15 protein-coding genes are annotated in these 16947 nt (G+C 62.2%); 11 read left to right on the forward strand and 4 right to left on the reverse strand.

Annotated elements, in window-relative coordinates; genetic code table 11:
• The first annotated feature begins 40 nt into the window (after nt 1-40).
• The 9 genes from J5M72_RS12395 to J5M72_RS12435 all read left to right on the forward strand — a co-directional run bounded on the left by J5M72_RS12395 (nt 41) and on the right by J5M72_RS12435 (nt 9421).
• Complete coding sequence (locus tag J5M72_RS12395) at nt 41-658, forward strand: NUDIX domain-containing protein (RefSeq protein WP_169428580.1); 618 nt, start codon at nt 41-43, stop codon at nt 656-658.
• Nucleotides 649-1101 carry a DUF1249 domain-containing protein gene (locus J5M72_RS12400; protein WP_169428581.1) on the forward strand — a complete coding sequence of 151 codons (453 nt, stop codon included), beginning with the start codon at nt 649-651 and terminating at the stop codon, nt 1099-1101. The genes J5M72_RS12395 and J5M72_RS12400 overlap by 10 nt, the downstream gene beginning before the upstream one ends.
• A 117-nt stretch (nt 1102-1218) precedes the next feature.
• Nucleotides 1219-2034 (forward strand): 3',5'-cyclic-AMP phosphodiesterase, encoded by an 816-nt coding sequence (gene cpdA / locus J5M72_RS12405; protein WP_207865589.1) that lies wholly within the window; start codon nt 1219-1221, stop codon nt 2032-2034.
• A gap of 96 nt (nt 2035-2130) precedes the next feature.
• Nucleotides 2131-2739: a YqiA/YcfP family alpha/beta fold hydrolase gene (locus J5M72_RS12410; protein WP_169428583.1), complete on the forward strand. Its 609-nt coding sequence runs from the start codon at nt 2131-2133 to the stop codon at nt 2737-2739.
• A gap of 50 nt (nt 2740-2789) precedes the next feature.
• Complete coding sequence (gene parE, locus J5M72_RS12415) at nt 2790-4697, forward strand: DNA topoisomerase IV subunit B (protein ID WP_169428584.1); 1908 nt, start codon at nt 2790-2792, stop codon at nt 4695-4697.
• Nucleotides 4697-5686: an esterase-like activity of phytase family protein gene (locus J5M72_RS12420; RefSeq protein WP_169428585.1), complete on the forward strand. Its 990-nt coding sequence runs from the start codon at nt 4697-4699 to the stop codon at nt 5684-5686. The genes parE and J5M72_RS12420 overlap by 1 nt, the downstream gene beginning before the upstream one ends.
• Nucleotides 5683-6207: a TIGR02281 family clan AA aspartic protease gene (locus J5M72_RS12425; protein WP_169428586.1), complete on the forward strand. Its 525-nt coding sequence runs from the start codon at nt 5683-5685 to the stop codon at nt 6205-6207. The genes J5M72_RS12420 and J5M72_RS12425 overlap by 4 nt, the downstream gene beginning before the upstream one ends.
• A gap of 7 nt (nt 6208-6214) precedes the next feature.
• On the forward strand, nt 6215-8479 hold the full coding sequence (gene parC, locus J5M72_RS12430) for a DNA topoisomerase IV subunit A (protein ID WP_207865590.1): 2265 nt from the start codon (nt 6215-6217) through the stop codon (nt 8477-8479).
• 231 nt (nt 8480-8710) lie between these two features.
• Entirely contained in the window at nt 8711-9421 is a 711-nt protein-coding gene (locus tag J5M72_RS12435; RefSeq protein WP_207865591.1) for an ABC-type transport auxiliary lipoprotein family protein, read from the forward strand.
• 372 nt (nt 9422-9793) lie between these two features.
• On the opposite strand, the gene J5M72_RS12440 is transcribed toward J5M72_RS12435, so the two are convergent.
• The gene (locus tag J5M72_RS12440) at nt 9794-11308 is read right to left on the reverse strand and encodes an AhpA/YtjB family protein (protein WP_207865592.1); all 1515 of its coding nucleotides are present in this window, start codon (nt 11306-11308) and stop codon (nt 9794-9796) included.
• A gap of 134 nt (nt 11309-11442) precedes the next feature.
• Here J5M72_RS12440 and serB point away from each other — a divergent pair, with 134 nt between their 5' ends.
• The gene (gene serB, locus J5M72_RS12445; RefSeq protein ID WP_169428590.1) at nt 11443-12657 is read left to right on the forward strand and encodes a phosphoserine phosphatase SerB; all 1215 of its coding nucleotides are present in this window, start codon (nt 11443-11445) and stop codon (nt 12655-12657) included.
• A gap of 117 nt (nt 12658-12774) precedes the next feature.
• Here serB and J5M72_RS12450 read toward each other — a convergent pair whose 3' ends face one another.
• Nucleotides 12775-14529: a molecular chaperone gene (locus tag J5M72_RS12450; RefSeq protein ID WP_207865593.1), complete on the reverse strand. Its 1755-nt coding sequence runs from the start codon at nt 14527-14529 to the stop codon at nt 12775-12777.
• Nucleotides 14530-14751: 222 nt separating this feature from the next.
• Between J5M72_RS12450 and J5M72_RS12455 the strand changes: the two genes are divergently transcribed.
• A complete protein-coding gene (locus J5M72_RS12455) occupies nt 14752-15153 on the forward strand; it encodes a lectin OAA (protein ID WP_207865594.1) in 402 nt (133 codons plus the stop codon).
• A gap of 60 nt (nt 15154-15213) precedes the next feature.
• Here J5M72_RS12455 and asd read toward each other — a convergent pair whose 3' ends face one another.
• Together asd and J5M72_RS12465 are read right to left on the reverse strand one after the other, a co-directional pair.
• On the reverse strand, nt 15214-16074 hold the full coding sequence (gene asd, locus J5M72_RS12460; protein WP_169428593.1) for an archaetidylserine decarboxylase: 861 nt from the start codon (nt 16072-16074) through the stop codon (nt 15214-15216).
• Between the two features lie 18 nt (nt 16075-16092).
• Complete coding sequence (locus tag J5M72_RS12465; RefSeq protein WP_207865595.1) at nt 16093-16908, reverse strand: rhodanese-like domain-containing protein; 816 nt, start codon at nt 16906-16908, stop codon at nt 16093-16095.
• Nucleotides 16909-16947: the final 39 nt, after the last annotated feature.

Below are 16947 nucleotides of genomic sequence, written 5' to 3' on the forward strand. Positions count from 1 at the left end.
ACGAACCTCGTATTGGAATCTGCAGTAGACGAGGATGCCCATGACCGATTTTGCCAACGCCATTCCAACCGCCGTCGATATCGTGCAGCGGGTGCAATGCTACGAGGGCTTCTACAAGCTCGATCGCGTGCATTTGCGCCATGAACTGTTCGCTGGTGGTATGAGCCGCGAAATCAATCGTGAAGTGTTCGTGCGCCACGATGCGGTATGCCTGCTGCCCTACGACGCGCAACGCGATGAGGTGGTACTGATCGAACAGTTCCGCGTCGGCGCCATGGGCAAGACCGCCAACCCCTGGCTGGTGGAGCTGGTCGCCGGTCTGATCGACAAGGAAGAAGTGCCGGAAGAAGTTGCTCACCGCGAAGCGCAGGAGGAAGCTGGACTCGACATCAAGGCTTTGTGGCCGATGATGCAATATTTCCCGTCGCCGGGGGGCAGCAACGAATTCGTGCATTTGTTTCTGGGGCGTTGCAGCACCGAAGGCGTCGGCGGCCTGCACGGGCTGGAGGAAGAGGCTGAAGATATCCGCGTTACGGTCTGGGCATTCGAGGATGCCTTGCAGGCCGTACGCGACGGTCGGATTGCCAATGCGGCGAGCATCATCGCCTTGCAGTGGCTGGCGCTCAATCGCGCCGAAGTGAGGGGGTTATGGTCGTAAACAAACTGCGCGATCGCTATCGTGTCGACCTCGCGGGCCTGCAAGCCGCCTGCGAGGCCAACTACGCGCGCCTGATGCGACTGTTGCCGGACATGCGCCGCGACCCCGAAGCGCGGCGCATCGCCGTGACCCAGGGCGACCAGATGCTCGGCGTGCTGGCCATCGAAGTGTTGCAGACCTGCCCGTACACCACGACCCTGCAAGTACGCCAGGAACACAGCCTGCCGTGGCTGCCGGTGCCGCAACTGGAAGTGCAGGTCTACCACGACGCGCGCATGGCCGAAGTGATCAGCGCCGAACATGCGCGACGCTTTCGCGGCATCTATCCTTACCCCAACGCGGCCATGCATCAGCCGGACGAAAAGGCCCAGCTCAATCTGTTTCTCGGAGAGTGGCTGAGTCATTGCCTGGCCTGCGGTCACGAGTACGCCGCCGTTCGATAGCGTCTATAACAGCGGCAAGTTGTGAACTGCGTCCGGTTCGACGGTTTCATCCCGGGGCCTTCCCCCAGCATAATTGCGAACCTTTCCGACCCGGCGATCCAGCCCTGGGAGAACGCCTTGCCGAGCGTATCGACTCTGACCACCGCCGATGCGGCGTTGCTGGTGCAACTGTCCGACAGTCATTTGTTCGCCGAGGCGGACGGTGCGCTGCTGGGCATGAAAACTTGCGAGAGCCTGCAAAAGGTCATCGAGCTGGTGCTCGAGCAGCAGCCGCAAATCGACCTGATGATCGCCACGGGCGACCTGTCCCAGGACGGCACGCTGGCGTCCTACCAGCAGTTTCGTCAGATGACCGCGCAGATCGACGCGCCCGCTCGCTGGATCCCCGGCAACCACGACGAACCGCAGATCATGCAAATGGCCGCTGTGCAGAGTGCGCTGCTGGAGCCGGTGGTGGACATCGGCAACTGGCGCGTGACCCTGCTCGATTCGGCGGTGCCGGGCTCGGTGCCGGGGTATTTGCAGGATGACCAGTTGCAATTGCTCGCCCGCGCCCTGAGCGAAGCGCCGGAGCGGCATCATCTGGTTTGCTTGCATCATCATCCCGTATCGATCGATTGTGCCTGGATGGAGCCGATCGGCTTGCGCAATCCCGAAGCTTTTTTCGACGTGCTCGACCGTTTCCCACAGGTCCGAGCCGTGTTGTGGGGACATGTGCATCAAGAGATCGATCGAGAGCGCAACGGTGTACGGCTGATTGCCTCGCCGTCGACCTGTATTCAGTTCGAGCCGCGCAGTGCCGACTTCAAGGTCGGCGAGCAGGCGCCGGGGTATCGCTGGTTGCGTCTTCTGCCGGATGGGCGGATCGAGACGGGTGTAGCGCGTGTCACGGGGTTCGATTTTCAGGTGGATTACGGCTCGAACGGCTATTGATTCAGGGGCGCAGCGCTGATTTCCTCGGGTGCTGGCCCAACACCCCCCGACTCCCTGTAAACTCCGCTTTCTTTAGCCGACACCCAGGGAGCTCAAATGTCCGGTTCGATCCTCTATATCCACGGCTTCAACAGTGCGCCGGCCTCGAAGAAGGCCTGTCAGCTGGTCGAGGTGATGGAACGACTGGGTTTGAGCGATCAACTGCGTGTCCCGGCGCTGCATCACCACCCCCGTGAAGCCATCGGTCAGCTGGAGCAGGCAATCGCCGAGCTGGGCCGGCCGTTGCTGGTGGGAAGCTCGCTCGGCGGCTACTATGCGACTCACCTGGCCGAGCGCCACGGCCTGAAAGCCCTGCTGGTCAACCCGGCCGTCAGTCCGCACCGGATGTTCGACGGATACCTGGGGACGCAGAAAAACCTGTACACCGACGAAACCTGGGAGTTGACCCACGACCACGTGACGGCCCTGGCCGAACTGGAAGTGCCGGCACCGCAGGATCCGCAGCGGTATCAGGTGTGGTTGCAGACCGGGGACGAAACGCTGGACTATCGCTACGCCCAGCAGTATTACCGGGCCTGTGCCTTGCGCATTCAGGCTGGCGGCGACCACAGTTTCCAGGGGTTTGCCGGGCAGTTGCCGGCGTTGCTGAGTTTTGCCGGCATTGGCGCCGATTTGTTTCAGGCAATCGATTTCACCGCGCTGTGAGCGGTTGCCCCATTAATTCCTTATTCACCGAACACTGACGACGAGACCTTATGGCCACTCCCAGCGCTAGCTCCTATAACGCCGACGCCATCGAAGTCCTCTCGGGCCTCGACCCGGTGCGCAAACGCCCCGGCATGTACACCGACACCAGTCGGCCGAACCACCTCGCCCAGGAAGTCATCGACAACAGCGTCGACGAAGCCCTGGCCGGCCATGCCAAATCGATCCAGGTCATCCTCCACGCCGACCACTCGCTGGAAGTCTGCGACGACGGTCGTGGCATGCCGGTCGACATCCACCCGGAAGAGGGTGTGTCGGGCGTTGAACTGATCCTGACCAAGCTCCATGCGGGCGGCAAGTTTTCCAACAAGAACTACCAGTTCTCCGGCGGTCTGCACGGGGTGGGTATTTCTGTGGTCAACGCCTTGTCGACCCAGGTACGGGTGCGGGTCAAGCGTGACGGCAACGAATATGAAATGACCTTCGCCGACGGCTTCAAGGCCACCGATCTGCAAGTGATCGGCACCGTCGGCAAGCGCAATACCGGGACCAGTGTGTACTTCGCGCCGGACCCGAAATACTTCGATTCGCCGAAATTCTCCATCAGCCGCCTCAAGCACGTGCTCAAGGCCAAGGCCGTTCTGTGCCCGGGGCTGCTGATCAGCTTCGAAGACAAAGGCACCGGCGAAAAGGTCGAGTGGCACTACGAAGATGGCTTGCGCTCCTACCTGGTAGACGCGGTCAGCGAATTCGAGCGTCTGCCGGACGCGCCGTTCTGCGGCAATCTGGCCGGCACCAAGGAAGCGGTCGAGTGGGCGCTGCTGTGGCTGCCGGAAGGCGGCACCTCGGTCACTGAGAGCTACGTCAACCTGATCCCGACGGAGCAGGGCGGCACCCACGTCAACGGTCTGCGTCAGGGCCTGCTCGATGCGATGCGCGAGTTCTGCGAATTCCGCAGCCTGTTGCCGCGTGGCGTGAAGCTGGCGCCGGAAGACGTCTGGGAGCGCATCGCTTTCGTCCTGTCGATGAAAATGCAGGAGCCGCAATTCTCCGGCCAGACCAAGGAACGTCTGTCGTCCCGTGAGGCGGCGGCGTTTGTCTCCGGTGTGGTCAAGGACGCGTTCAGCCTGTGGCTCAACGCCAACCCGGAAACCGGTCTGGCCCTGGCAGAACTGGCGATCAGCAACGCTGGCCGTCGTCTGAAAGCGAGCAAGAAAGTCGAGCGCAAGCGCATCACCCAGGGGCCGGCGCTGCCGGGCAAACTGGCGGACTGCGCCGGGCAGGACCCGATGCGTTCCGAACTGTTCCTGGTGGAAGGTGATTCCGCCGGCGGTTCGGCCAAGCAGGCGCGGGACAAGGAGTTCCAGGCGATCCTGCCGTTGCGCGGCAAGATCCTCAACACCTGGGAAGTCGACGGCAGCGAAGTGCTGGCCAGCCAGGAAGTGCACAACATTGCCGTGGCCATCGGTGTCGATCCGGGTGCCGAAGACATGAGCCAGCTGCGCTACGGCAAGATCTGCATCCTCGCCGACGCCGACTCCGACGGCCTGCACATCGCAACGTTGCTCTGCGCCCTGTTCGTCCAGCATTTCCGTCCGCTGGTGGACGCCGGTCACGTCTACGTGGCGATGCCACCGCTGTACCGCATCGACCTGGGCAAAGAGATCTACTACGCCCTCGACGAAGCCGAGCGCGACGGGATCCTCGATCGTCTGGTGGCCGAGAAGAAACGCGGCAAGCCGCAGGTCACCCGATTCAAGGGCCTGGGTGAAATGAACCCGCCGCAACTGCGTGAAACCACCATGGACCCGAACACCCGCCGCCTGGTGCAACTGACCCTCGGCGAAGACTTCGCCCAGACCTCGGAAATGATGGACATGCTGCTGGCGAAGAAACGCGCCGGCGACCGCAAGACCTGGCTTGAATCCAAGGGCAACCTCGCCGAGGTTCTGGCCTGATGCGGTTTGGCTGGGCCTTGGCGGGTGCCTTGCTGCTGGGTTCGATGACGGTGTCGGCAGAGCCTGCGCAAGAACTGCGCGTGCTCGCCGAACACCCGGTCGAAGGCATGCGTGGCGGCAACCTCTCGGGGCTGGCCTTGTGCGGCAACGCGCTGTGGACGGTTTCGGATCGGGACGATGACCAGATCTATCGACTCGATACCCGCGATCCGGTCTGGCAGGCCACGGCCGTGCGCATCGATCCGCCGCCGGTGCCCGACAGCGGCTTGCCGTGGGGCATCAAATCGCGGACCTGGGCGGCCTCGTTCGTCCGTGGTGGCGATCTGGATTTCGAAGGGATCACCTGCGACAGCGCCGGCAATCGCTACATTGTCAGCGAAGGTCATGCAGCGGTGCTCCAAGTGCCTGCGCAGGGGCCGTCGGCGTGGCTGAAAATCTCGCCGATGATGGTTCGCGAAGCTCGGGCCAGCGGGATGTTGCTGCAGTTCAATGCGATCTTCGAAGGTCTGGCGATCAACCCGGCGGGCGATCAGATGTGGCTCGCCGCCGAACGGCAAAACCGTGGCCTGTTGATGATCAAGCGTCAGCAAACGGTATGGGACTGTGACGGCCGCTGCGTGCTGCTCAGTGAAGGCGGGATGGAAATGCAACCGCCGCAGTTTCCCAAGGCCCGACCGGTCAATCGGGATTTTTCCGACGTGTCCCTGTTCGACGGCAAACTGTTTACCCTTGAACGCAACGCCTACCAGATCTGTCGTCGTGATGCGCAGACGGCCAAGGTCGAGCTCTGCTGGTCGTATGCGGACGAGCTGTTGCAGGCCAATCGGCGTTATTCGCAGAACTTCGGGCTGGAAGAGGCGCTGGTGGTCGATGCTCAAGGCGCCTGGATTGGTGTCGACAACAATTTCGGCCCCCGCGCCGATGGCGAAGTCCGCCCGATCGTCTGGCGTTTCGCCGCACCCGAGGGTGGCTGGAGTGCCAAGCCTTGAGCCAGCAACCGCCAGGCAAGCGTGCCGGTCGGGTGTTGATGATTCTGGCCTGGTGCGCGGCGCTGTTTCTGGCCACGCGGTTTTTTGGCCAGTGGGAAGAGCGTCAACGCAATCCCAATGTGGTGGTCAGCTCGGAGCAGGTGGGCGGCGTGATCGAAGTGAAACTGATCGGCAACACCCAGGGACATTTTGTCGCCAGCGGCCTGATCAACGGTCGGCCGGTGGAGTTCATGCTCGACACCGGCGCGACCGACGTGGCAATCCCGGCGCAGGTCGCTAAAGACCTCCGGCTGGAAGAAGGTTTCGGTGTGACCCTGAGCACGGCCAATGGCCTGAGCCAGGGCTATCGCACCCGTATCGACCGCCTGCAACTGGGCGACATCGTGCTGCGGGACGTCCGCGCACTGGTGGCGCCGGGGCTGCATGGCGATCAGGTGCTGCTCGGCATGAGCGCCCTGAACAAACTTGAATTTACCCAGCGCGGTGGCACCATGCTGCTGCGCCAGACAACGAACCGATGAGGCCCGCATGAGCGACTCCCTTGATCTCAGCCTGGACGGTGTAGAACGCCGGTCGCTGGCTGACTTCACCGAAAATGCCTACCTCAACTACTCCATGTACGTGATCATGGACCGTGCCCTGCCGCATATCGGCGACGGTCTGAAACCGGTACAGCGGCGTATCATCTACGCCATGAGCGAGCTGGGGCTGGATGCCGATTCCAAGCACAAGAAGTCGGCGCGTACCGTCGGCGACGTGCTCGGCAAGTTCCACCCGCACGGCGACTCGGCGTGCTACGAAGCGATGGTGCTGATGGCCCAGCCGTTCAGCTATCGCTACACGCTGGTGGACGGTCAGGGCAACTGGGGTGCGCCGGACGATCCGAAGTCCTTCGCCGCCATGCGATACACCGAAGCGCGGCTGTCGCGTTATTCCGAAGTGTTGCTCAGCGAGCTGGGCCAAGGCACCGCAGACTGGGGCCCGAACTTCGACGGCACCCTGCAGGAACCGCTGGTTCTCCCTGCGCGCCTTCCGAACATCCTGCTCAACGGCACCACCGGTATCGCCGTGGGCATGGCCACTGACGTGCCGCCACACAACCTGCGCGAAGTCGCCACCGCTTGCGTGCGTCTGCTCGACGAGCCGAAAGCCACGGTCGAGCAGCTCTGCGAACACATTCAGGGCCCGGACTACCCGACCGAAGCGGAAATCATCACCCCGCGCGCCGACCTGCTGAAAATGTACGAAACCGGCAAGGGCTCGGTGCGCATGCGCGCCGTGTACCACGTCGAGGACGGCGACATCATCGTCACCGCGCTGCCGCACCAGGTCTCCGGGGCCAAGGTGCTGGAGCAGATCGCCGCGCTGATGCAGGCCAAGCCGTCGAAAGCGCCGCAGATCGCTGACCTGCGTGACGAATCCGACCACGAGAACCCGTGCCGGATCGTAATCATCCCGGTCAACAGCCGCGTCGATCACGAAGCGCTGATGCAACACCTGTTTGCCAGCACCGAGCTGGAGTCGACCTACCGGGTCAACGTCAACATCATCGGTCTGGATGGCAAGCCGCAGCTGAAAAACCTTCGTGCGTTGCTGGTGGAGTGGCTGGAATTCCGCGTGCTGACCGTGCGTCGCCGCCTGCAATTCCGCCTCGACAAGGTCGAGCGTCGCCTGCACCTGTTGGACGGTTTGTTGATTGCCTACCTCAATCTGGATGAAGTGATCCACATCATCCGCACCGAGGAGCACCCGAAAGCCAAGCTGATCGAACGCTTCGCCCTGAGCGAAATCCAGGCCGACTACATCCTCGACACCCGTCTGCGTCAGTTGGCGCGTCTGGAAGAGATGAAACTGCGCGACGAGCAGGACGAATTGCTCAAGGAGCAGGCCAAGCTGCAAGCCCTGCTGAGCAGTGAAGCCAAGCTGAAAAAACTGGTTCGCAGCGAACTGCTGAAAGATGCCGAAACCTACGGCGACGACCGTCGGTCGCCAATCGTCGAGCGCGCCGAAGCCAAGGCGCTGACCGAACACGATCTGCTGCCGAACGAGAAAGTGACCGTTGTTCTGTCGGAAAAAGGCTGGATCCGTTCGGCCAAGGGCCACGAGATCGACGCCACCGGCCTGTCGTACAAGGCCGGCGACGGCTTCAAGACCTCGGCGGCGGGGCGTTCCAACCAGTCAGCCGTGGTCATCGACTCCACGGGCCGCAGTTACTCGGTGGCCGCGCACACCTTGCCTTCTGCACGGGGCCAGGGCGAGCCGTTGACCGGTCGTCTGACGCCACCGCCTGGCGCTACGTTCGAATGCGTACTGATGCCGGAAGACGACGCGCTGTACGTGATCGCCTCCGACGCCGGCTACGGTTTCGTGGTGAAAGGCGAAGACCTGCAAGCCAAGAACAAGGCCGGCAAGGCCCTGTTGAGCCTGCCGAACAACGCCAAGGTGATCACGCCGCGCCCTGTGGCCGACCGCGAACAGAACTGGCTGGCCTCGGTGACGACCGAGGGTCGCCTGCTGATCTTCAAAATCAGCGATCTGCCACAATTAGGGAAGGGCAAAGGCAACAAGATCATCGGTATCTCCGGTGAACGTGTGGCCAGTCGCGAAGAATATGTCACGGACATCGCCGTTCTTCCGGAAGGCGCCACGCTGGTGCTGCAGGCCGGAAAACGTACCTTGTCGCTGAAAGCCGACGACCTCGAACACTACAAGGGTGAGCGTGGTCGTCGTGGCAATAAACTGCCACGGGGCTTCCAGCGGGTGGACGCGCTGCTCGTCGAAAACCTCAATTAAGCGGCCAGGGGGCATTCGCTCTGTCTTCTCCGGCGGAGAAAACAAGTGATAACGCCTCTCTAGAGCGCCCGATCTACGATTTAACCCGTAGATCGGCGCTTTGGCGCTGGAGTCGGAACGCATATTCACGGATGATATGGCCTTTCCAAGCGCCGGCGTGGCCGAGCGTTCTTCACAAATGTTGAGTATTTTCACTGTGGTCAGCCTTGTGGCGGCCACCTGGACGGGATGATGACTTCTCTGCGCCCCCTTATTTTCCTGCTCGCCGGCGTTCTTGGCCTGGCGGGTTGCAGCGTTCACCAGCCGGTGTCGCTGTATCAGCTGGACAGCGGAAGTCCGGCTCAGCCTGCGCAAAGCGCGGGCATGGCGGTTTTGCTGGGCCCTGTGGTCGTTGCCGACTACCTGCAACGTGAAACCCTGCTGCAGCGTCAACCGGACGGCAGCCTGCAGGCAGCGGTCGATGGTCGCTGGGCTGGCAGCCTTTCGTCGGATATCGATCAATTGCTGCTGCGTCAGGTCGCCGGTCGTCTGGACAGTCAGCGCGTGGTGCTGGCGCCGGCCACCGCAGGCTTCACCCCGGATGTACAGGTGCTGTTGACCATCACTCGCCTGGACTCCGGTGCCAAGCAGCCGGCGATTCTCGACGCACAGTGGCGCCTGATCGACCGTCGTGGTCAGGTTCGGGACAACCGCATCGTTCATCTGCAAGAGCTGCACAGTGGCGGCACGGCTTCGCAGGTTCAGGCACAAGGTATCCTGCTGCAGCGCCTGGCCGAGCAACTGTCGGTCGCGCTCAAACCGCTGGCCAACCAGCCACCGGTTGCCGAAGCACCGCGCAAACCGGCACCGAAGCCGGCAGCGCCGGCGGCGGAAGCCGAGAAACAGCCGAAGATCCCGATGGCTTCGCCGATTCGTACGGATATGGAAGTGTTTCGCTTCTGAGGCTGGAACGAGTCAAGACAGAGCCCGCCTTGTGCGGGCTTTGTTGTGTCTGGGGTTCTGAGTAGACGATCAAAAGCCCCTCACCCTAACCCTCCCGAAACGTCGGACCGCCCAAAGGGAGAGGGGACTGACCGAGGCGTCTGCCGCTATCCATCGACCTGAAAGCTCGAGTCGATTATGGATTTGTGAAGTCGTGTTCGGTTGCTTGTCTGGATTATGGATTCGGTCTTGTTCTTTCAGGTCGGTGTAGATCCCGAACATCCCCCAATCGTAGGGGGAGGGGGCTCCAAAGTCTGGCGCAATCACGAAACCACCGCGCACAAAAAAGCCCGCAGACAATCACTCGTCTGCGGGCTTCTTTACATCAAGGCCTCAGGCCCGACGCTCATGCATCCGCGCCAGTTGCCGCTCGAGCATCGACGGGTAAGGCTCCATCAAGCGCTCAACACAGCAGGCACCCTCAGGGCTGGCAATCGGCCGGATCCGCGCACGTTGGCGTATCAGCGCGTCATCACCGATCTTGCGCTCCACCAGCAGCAGGTTGCGGCTGTGTTGCGACAGCGCCAGGGCGTCCTGGGCGGAGTCGGTCAGCAGCAAGTCGATCTGGCTCAGTCCGAACAGTTCGTCGCCCAGGGTCAGGCCCAGCTGCAATTGCAGGGTGATGCCGCTGTCGGCGACTTCGATCTGCAGTTGATGGCCCAGTGCCCGCAGCAGCTCGCCGCAGCAGATGGCGTTGGTCAGGTAATCGTCGCCGCTGTCTTCGGTGTGGAACAGCATCAGCGTGCTGCCGTCATTCAGGGTTTCGATTTCACCCTGGTACAGCGAAGCCGCCTGCTCCAGACAGTCGCGATAGCGCTCCTGCAGCTCTTCCAGACGTGCCCGTGGCAAGCGGCGCAATTGTTCTTGCGAGCCAAGTTGCACGGCCAGCACCGCGGTGTGTTGCGGAACGCTCGGCGTCGGGCGGCGCACCGCCGGTTGCGCGACGTCGTTCAGGGATTCGTCACGCAGGTCGGCGAACGGGTCTTCGTCATCGTCGTCTTCAACGGTGCTGACTACATGGCGTGGCGCAGGTTTCTGCGCGGCCATCGGGCGGCTCTCGTCAAAACTCGGATCGCGCAGGTTGCGCACCTCGAATTCCGGCCCGACGTCATCGTCCTCGAACTCGGGTTCCGGCTCAGGCTCGGGAATGCTTGGCTCCGGAGCGTAACTGGCGTGCAGTTGGCGGGCCAGATCGCCGATCTCGTCCTGACGGTCAATCCCCGGCGTGTATTCGTCGATCCTGCGCAGCCACACACGCAATTGCAGCAACGGCGTGGAGATGTGCCGGCCAAGACGCAGGCTCAGGGCCAGGGACAGTGCCAGCAGGATCGCACTCAAAATGCCCATGCTCTGCAGACTGATGGTCATCGGCTGCTGGAACTGGTCCATGTCCAGGCTGATGCGCAATTGCCCGGCGGTCACGTCCTGGAAGGTGATCTTGCTCTCGTACATGCCCTCGGCTTCGCCCAGCAGGCTGTGCTTGGGCCGCTGACCGGACTCGGCGAGGATGCGGTTGTCCACGCTGTAGATGGCGGCGTGGGCCACCAGCTTGTTCTTGGTCAGGTTGTTGAGCAGCACGTTGAGGCTGAGGATGTCGTTGGACACCAGCAGCTCGGTCGCGGAGGTGGCGGTCTGCGTGGTCAGGCTTTCGCCCAGGGCATCGGCCTGCTCGTGCATGGCCTGCTTGAACTGCAAGCCCATCACGCAGGCATAGATCACCAGGGCCAGGGCGACCAGGATCACGTTATGGCTGGCAATGCGCAATGAAATCGGTACACGGCGGTGGCGCAGTGCACGGAAGATCAGCAGGAAGAAGTTATCGGTTTTAACTGGCGTGGGCCGGTTCACTGAGCTCGGCTCTTTTGTCCGTGAAGTTGACGCGCAGTATAGCGACAGGCCCTAGACCGGCAAAGCGCTGGCGGTGCCCGATGGTCACTGAAAGTGGGTAGAATGCGGTTTTTTTCCAGTTGCGGGGGTGCGCGTTGCGCGAAATCGTCCTGATTAACATCACGGGAGTCGACCGTCCCGGTCTGACTGCGGCCATTACCGGCGTTCTGGCCCAGGGTGGTGTGAATATCCTCGACATCGGTCAGGCGGTGATCCATGACATGCTGTCGTTCGGCATCCTCGTGGAAATCCCCGACTCCGAGCCAGGCAATTCTGTGCTCAAGGACATCCTGTTCAAGGGCTACGAGCTCGACCAGCAGGTGCGCTTCACCCCGGTATCCGAAGAGGATTACCAGCAATGGGTGGGCAATCAGGGCAAGAAACGCCACATCGTCACACTGCTGACTCGCAAGGTCACCGCCGGCCAGTTGCAGGCCGTGAGTTCGATCACCGCCAAATATGGCCTGAACATCGACCACATCGACCGTCTGTCGGGGCGCATGCCGCTGGACACTCCCGCGGACAAGGGCAAGGGGTGCATCGAGTTCTCTGTGCGTGGCGAAGCCGCCGATCCGCAGGCCCTGCGCGCCGAGTTCCTCAGCGTTGCCCAGGAACTGAACGTCGATATCGCCTTCCAGGAAGATTCGCTGTTCCGTCGCAATCGTCGCCTGGCGGTGTTCGACATGGACTCGACCCTGATCGAAGCCGAAGTCATCGACGAGCTGGCCAAGGCCGCCGGTGTCGGCGACCAGGTTTCGCAAATCACCGAGCGGGCGATGGCCGGCGAGCTGGACTTCCGCGCCAGCTTCAAGGAGCGTCTGGCACTGCTCAAGGGGCTGGATGTCAGCGTGCTCGATTCGATCGGTGCCTCGCTGCGCCTGACCGAAGGCGCTGAAACCCTGTTCGCCGAACTCAAGCGCCTGGGCTACAAGACCGCGATCCTGTCGGGCGGCTTCACTTACTTCGCCAAGCAATTGCAGGCCAGACTCGGCATCGACTACGTGTTCGCCAACGAGCTGGAAGTGGTCGACGGCAAGTGCACCGGCGTGGCGATCGAGCCGATCGTCGATGCCCAGCGCAAGGCCGATCTGCTGAAACAGCTGGCTGAAAAAGAAGGTTTGCGTCTGGAGCAGACCATTGCCGTGGGCGACGGGGCCAACGACCTGCCAATGCTGGCGATTGCCGGTCTGGGTGTGGCGTTCCGCGCCAAGCCGCTGGTCAAGCAATCGGCGAAGCAGGCGATCTCGACGCTCGGTCTGGATGGCGTGCTGTACCTGTTGGGCTTCCGGGATCGCGACGGGCAGCTCTGAAAGCTCTGCCGCCTGAGCTGCCCCTTCGCGAGCAAGCCCGCTCCCACATTTGAAATGCATTCCAATGTGGGAGCGGGCTTGCTCGCGAATGGAGCGCCCTGGATTACCTGGTTGTACTCAAAGGGATTTCCACAACGAGTCGAAATCCTCCTCGCTCCCGCCATTCTGCGCGGTCTCCAATGAGCGATAAGCGAACTGATTGAAACTGTGTGTGCTCGCTACTCGCCGATCCAGCCCGGCGCGGTGCTCTTCGCCCTGGGTGTTGATCAGCACTTTGTTGCCTTCCTGAAACGGCAGTCGCGGCGCCAATAGCGTTGCGGGCAAGTCGATGGCGCTGATTTCCGGCAACAGCAAACCTCGCAGGTAATGGCTGTGATCGTCCCGGGTGCGCACCAGTTGCAGGCCGCAGGGCTGGGCGTATGGGGCCACCAGCTCGATACCCATTTGTGTCCCGGCACCACGCACCTGACGGATCCAGCGCACCACGGCAATGCTCCAGCCCTGATTCGTGGTGTCCTGGATGCCGACCATTTCCCCGGTCTGCAATTCGGCGGGCACTTCTTTTGGCCACGCCAGGCAGTAACCGCCCGGACTGTGGTTGATGACCGGCAACGCATAGGTCGGGTAATGCGGCGGGCTGTCAGCGTCGCCTTCGTCGTCGGCCAGCGGTTCGTAGCGGATTTCCTCGTAGGGCAGGAATTCGTCGGCCTTGCTCTGCGGAGCGGCGTCGAAGGCCTGGCTCCAGCTGTCCTTTTCACCTTGAGCCACCGCCTGGCTGAAATTGGCGGCGCGTGAGCCCGGGTGTTTGAGCAATTCGCTGAATGTGCGTTCGCCCCCAAGATAGAAGTGCAGGGCGCTCATGCCGACGCACACAGTCAGGTTGCCCTGGCCGACGGTGCGCTGAAAACTGCGCTCGGCGGCCTCGCCCCAAGTGGCGAGCAGATGTTGCAGGGTGTCGAGGGTCAGGCCGGATGGGACGGGCAGCGGCGTCGAAGTGTCCTGATGCAGCAGGTGAGCCTCGATGGCCTTCACCAGCGGTTGCGGATCGAAGCCGAGCAGGTCGGGCTGTTGTTCGCTGCGAAACTTGCTGCGATAACGCGGGCCGGCGTCGATCTCTGCAGAAATGGCGAACAATCCCTCGCCCGGGGCACCGGGATGCAGTTTCAGCCAGGCGCTCCAGGGCTCGAGCACCTGCGCGAGTTGGGCGATCGGATTCTGCCGCAACTGATTGCAGCGAGCGCTGCCCAGCAGCAGGGCGGCGATGTAAGTCTGTTCGACGCTCAGTTCGCCGGCCAGGCTGGCCAGGTCATCGCGGACCCGGCGATGCTGCAGCTGCAAGTCGCAGGCGCAGCGAAACAATTGGTGCAGTTCAAACCACAGCTGTTCCGGCGCCGGGCTGTACAGCTGCGTGGCGCGCAGCAGTTGTCCTTTCAGCGCGTGGGTTGCACGTTGCAGCGCTACGCTCAACAAGGCTGCCCGATCCCTTGTGTATTTGGGGGCGATGCGCAGAACGATCTGTTTGTAGCCGATGGCCAGATGGCTTTGCAGGGCCTGGCACAGGTTGCTGATCTTGCGCGAGCGCTCATCGAGCATGATCGCCTGATGCAGAAAATGTCGCTCAAGGTGCTGGCAGACGAAATACACCTCGGGCCGCAACAGCTCCAGCAGGTGCAGGCGGTTGTCGCTGGGTGTCAGCAATTGATTGAGTTCACCAAGCCCCTGATAGAGCTGGCGCGCGGTTTCGCCGATGTTGGCCTTGGGCAGACCGGCGATCCAGCGCTTGAGGTCGCGCGGGGTGGCTTCACAGAATGACAGGCGCAACAGCGCCGGGATCGGGGCGCTCAGTTGTGGTTGGGATCGAGGCTCACTCATGCCGTGACCAGCTCCGGCGGCGAATAGGGCAATGCCAAAAACTTTAGCAGTTGTGGTCTGTTTCGCAGGCGTTTATCCGGCTTTTTTACCATTGGTCTGCTGGCCTGGTGCCATTTCGGCTGGCGCTACTAGGCTCTCTGGCGTGCGATCGGAAACGCACGGTTGCACGGCTTGCCGCCAACGTCGGGCAGGTCTCTGAAAAACTTCAAGGAGATGAGGTTCATGTCTAAATACGCAGTGGCAAACCAATGGGGCGGTAGTTCGGCACCTTGGCATCCGGGTGGAACCTGGGTCCTGGGCGCGCGGGACAACCAGAAAGTCGTCGCCATCGACATCAAGTCTGGCGATGGCGGCAAAAGCTTCACCGGCACCATGACTTACGCCGGCGAAGGCCCTATTGGCTTCAAGGCTCAGCGCACTGGTCAGAACCAGTACAACGTCGAGAACCAGTGGGGTGGCAACGATGCCCCCTGGCATCCGGGTGGCAAATGGGTGATCGGCGGTCGGGATAACCAGAACGTTATCGCGTTGAGTGTCACGTCGAGTGACGGCGGGAAAAACCTCAGCGGCACCAATACCTACGCCAACGAAGGGCCGATCGGCTTCCGTGGGCAGATAGAGTAACGGCGCTACTCAGGTCGTGTCCGCCCCTTCGCAGACGTGCGCAGGGGCGGATCAGCAGGTTCAGGCGTTCGACAGTGCCAGGGCCTGACCCATCTGTACCGGCGAGCCGGCTTTCAGTTCTTCAACCCACTTCACCTGATCCGGCCCGAACAGCACGATCGCGGTCGAACCCAGCTTGAAGCGCCCCAGTTCCGCACCTTTTTCCAGATGAATCGGCGCACGGGCGGCTTCGTCGTAACGGAAGGTTTTCAGCTCACGCTTCGGCGGCGTGACCAGACCGGCCCACACGGTTTCGATTGAGGCCACGATCATCGCGCCCACCAGCACCACGGCCATCGGCCCGCGCTCGGTGTCGAAGATGCACGCTACGCGCTCGTTGCGGGCAAACAGTTCCGGAACGTTTTCCGCGGTGGTCTGGTTGACCGAGAAGATCCGTCCCGGGATATAGACCATTTCGCGCAGGGTGCCGGCCAGCGGCATGTGCACCCGGTGGTAGTCCTTGGGCGACAGGTAAACGGTGGCGAATTCACCGCCCATGAACGGCGCCGCATTGGCCGCGTCGCCACCCAGCAGTTCCAGCACGCTGAAGCTGTGGCCCTTGGCCTGGAAGATGCGACCGTGCTCGATCGGGCCGAGCTGGCTGATCGCACCGTCGGCCGGGCTGAGGATCGCGCCCGGGGTCGGGTCCAGTGGACGTGCGCCGTCTTTCAGGGCACGGGTGAAGAAGGCATTGAAGTGCTCGTAAGCGGTGACGTCTTCAACCAGTGCCTGCGACATGTCCACCTGATAACGCTTGGCGAACCAGGTGGTGAAGGCATTCTTGAACCAGCGCACGCGGCACTCGGCAATGCAGCCGGCCAGGCGCGACAGCAAGTGATGAGGCAGCAGGTACTGGCTGATGATAAACAAACGCTCTTTCATGACTGTCCTTAAAAATCCTTAAAGCTCGACGGGGGTGTCGGGGTGGTTGCCCCATTCGCCCCAGGAACCGGCGTAGCCCTTGACCCGCGGATAACCGAGGGCCTTGGCCACCAGATAAGTGAAACCGGACCGGTGATGGGTCTGGCAGTGGGTAATGACTTCTTTGTCCTTGGTGATCCCGAGGTTTTCCAGGATCTGCGGCATGTCGGTACGGATGCGCAGTTGACGCGCCTGGTCCATGCCCGCCGTCCATTCGAAATTGACCGCGCCGGGGATGTGTCCACCTTTGGCTGCGAGGACTTTCTCGCCGGAATACTCCAGCGGCCCGCGAGCGTCCCAGATTGCCAGGTCAGCGGCGCCGAGACGGCTTTGCAAGTATTCACGGGTGGCGGTCGGCTCGTCGTGCAGGGTCAGGGCTACCGGGCCGCCCACCGCTGGAGGAACCTGGATCGACATTGGCGAACCTTCCGCCAGCCACGCCGTCAGACCGCCGTCGAGGTAGTGATATTTGTCGTGACCGATCACGTCGAGCAGCCAGATGAAGCGTCCGGCCCAACCGCCGCCTTCGTCGTCATAGACCACGTAGACCGCGTCCTTGTTGTGGCCCAGTTCGCCGAACAGCTCTTCGAGTTTTTCCTTTGTCGGCAGCAAGCCCGGAGCCGGTGCCAGGCCCAGCTGGGTGCGCTTCGGATCGACGAAGCGTGCGCCGGGAAGGTGCCCCTCGGCATAGCGGGCGGCACTGGTCAGATCCACCAGAATCAGATCGCGGGATTCGAGGCGCGGGAGCAGGTCGCTCGGCTCGATCACCAGCGCCAGGCCAGAGAAGTCAGGCATGTGAGGTCTCCAGAGCACAAAGGGGAAGGATTGTAGCTG

Source organism: Pseudomonas sp. 58(2021) (genome assembly GCF_017491585.1).
Classification (GTDB): domain Bacteria; phylum Pseudomonadota; class Gammaproteobacteria; order Pseudomonadales; family Pseudomonadaceae; genus Aquipseudomonas; species Aquipseudomonas fluorescens_BT.

Bases quoted from the DNA above. Each gene is read 5' to 3' on its own strand.
- J5M72_RS12395 (WP_169428580.1), top strand. From the start codon at position 41: ATGACCGATTTTGCCAACGCCATTCCAACCGCCGTCGATATCGTGCAG.
- J5M72_RS12400 (WP_169428581.1), top strand. From the start codon at position 649: ATGGTCGTAAACAAACTGCGCGATCGCTATCGTGTCGACCTCGCGGGC.
- J5M72_RS12410 (WP_169428583.1), top strand. From the start codon at position 2,131: ATGTCCGGTTCGATCCTCTATATCCACGGCTTCAACAGTGCGCCGGCC.
- parE (WP_169428584.1), top strand. From the start codon at position 2,790: ATGGCCACTCCCAGCGCTAGCTCCTATAACGCCGACGCCATCGAAGTC.
- J5M72_RS12420 (WP_169428585.1), top strand. From the start codon at position 4,697: ATGCGGTTTGGCTGGGCCTTGGCGGGTGCCTTGCTGCTGGGTTCGATG.
- parC (WP_207865590.1), top strand. From the start codon at position 6,215: ATGAGCGACTCCCTTGATCTCAGCCTGGACGGTGTAGAACGCCGGTCG.
- J5M72_RS12435 (WP_207865591.1), top strand. From the start codon at position 8,711: ATGACTTCTCTGCGCCCCCTTATTTTCCTGCTCGCCGGCGTTCTTGGC.
- J5M72_RS12450 (WP_207865593.1), bottom strand. From the start codon at position 14,529: ATGAGTGAGCCTCGATCCCAACCACAACTGAGCGCCCCGATCCCGGCG.
- J5M72_RS12455 (WP_207865594.1), top strand. From the start codon at position 14,752: ATGTCTAAATACGCAGTGGCAAACCAATGGGGCGGTAGTTCGGCACCT.
- asd (WP_169428593.1), bottom strand. From the start codon at position 16,074: ATGAAAGAGCGTTTGTTTATCATCAGCCAGTACCTGCTGCCTCATCAC.
- J5M72_RS12465 (WP_207865595.1), bottom strand. From the start codon at position 16,908: ATGCCTGACTTCTCTGGCCTGGCGCTGGTGATCGAGCCGAGCGACCTG.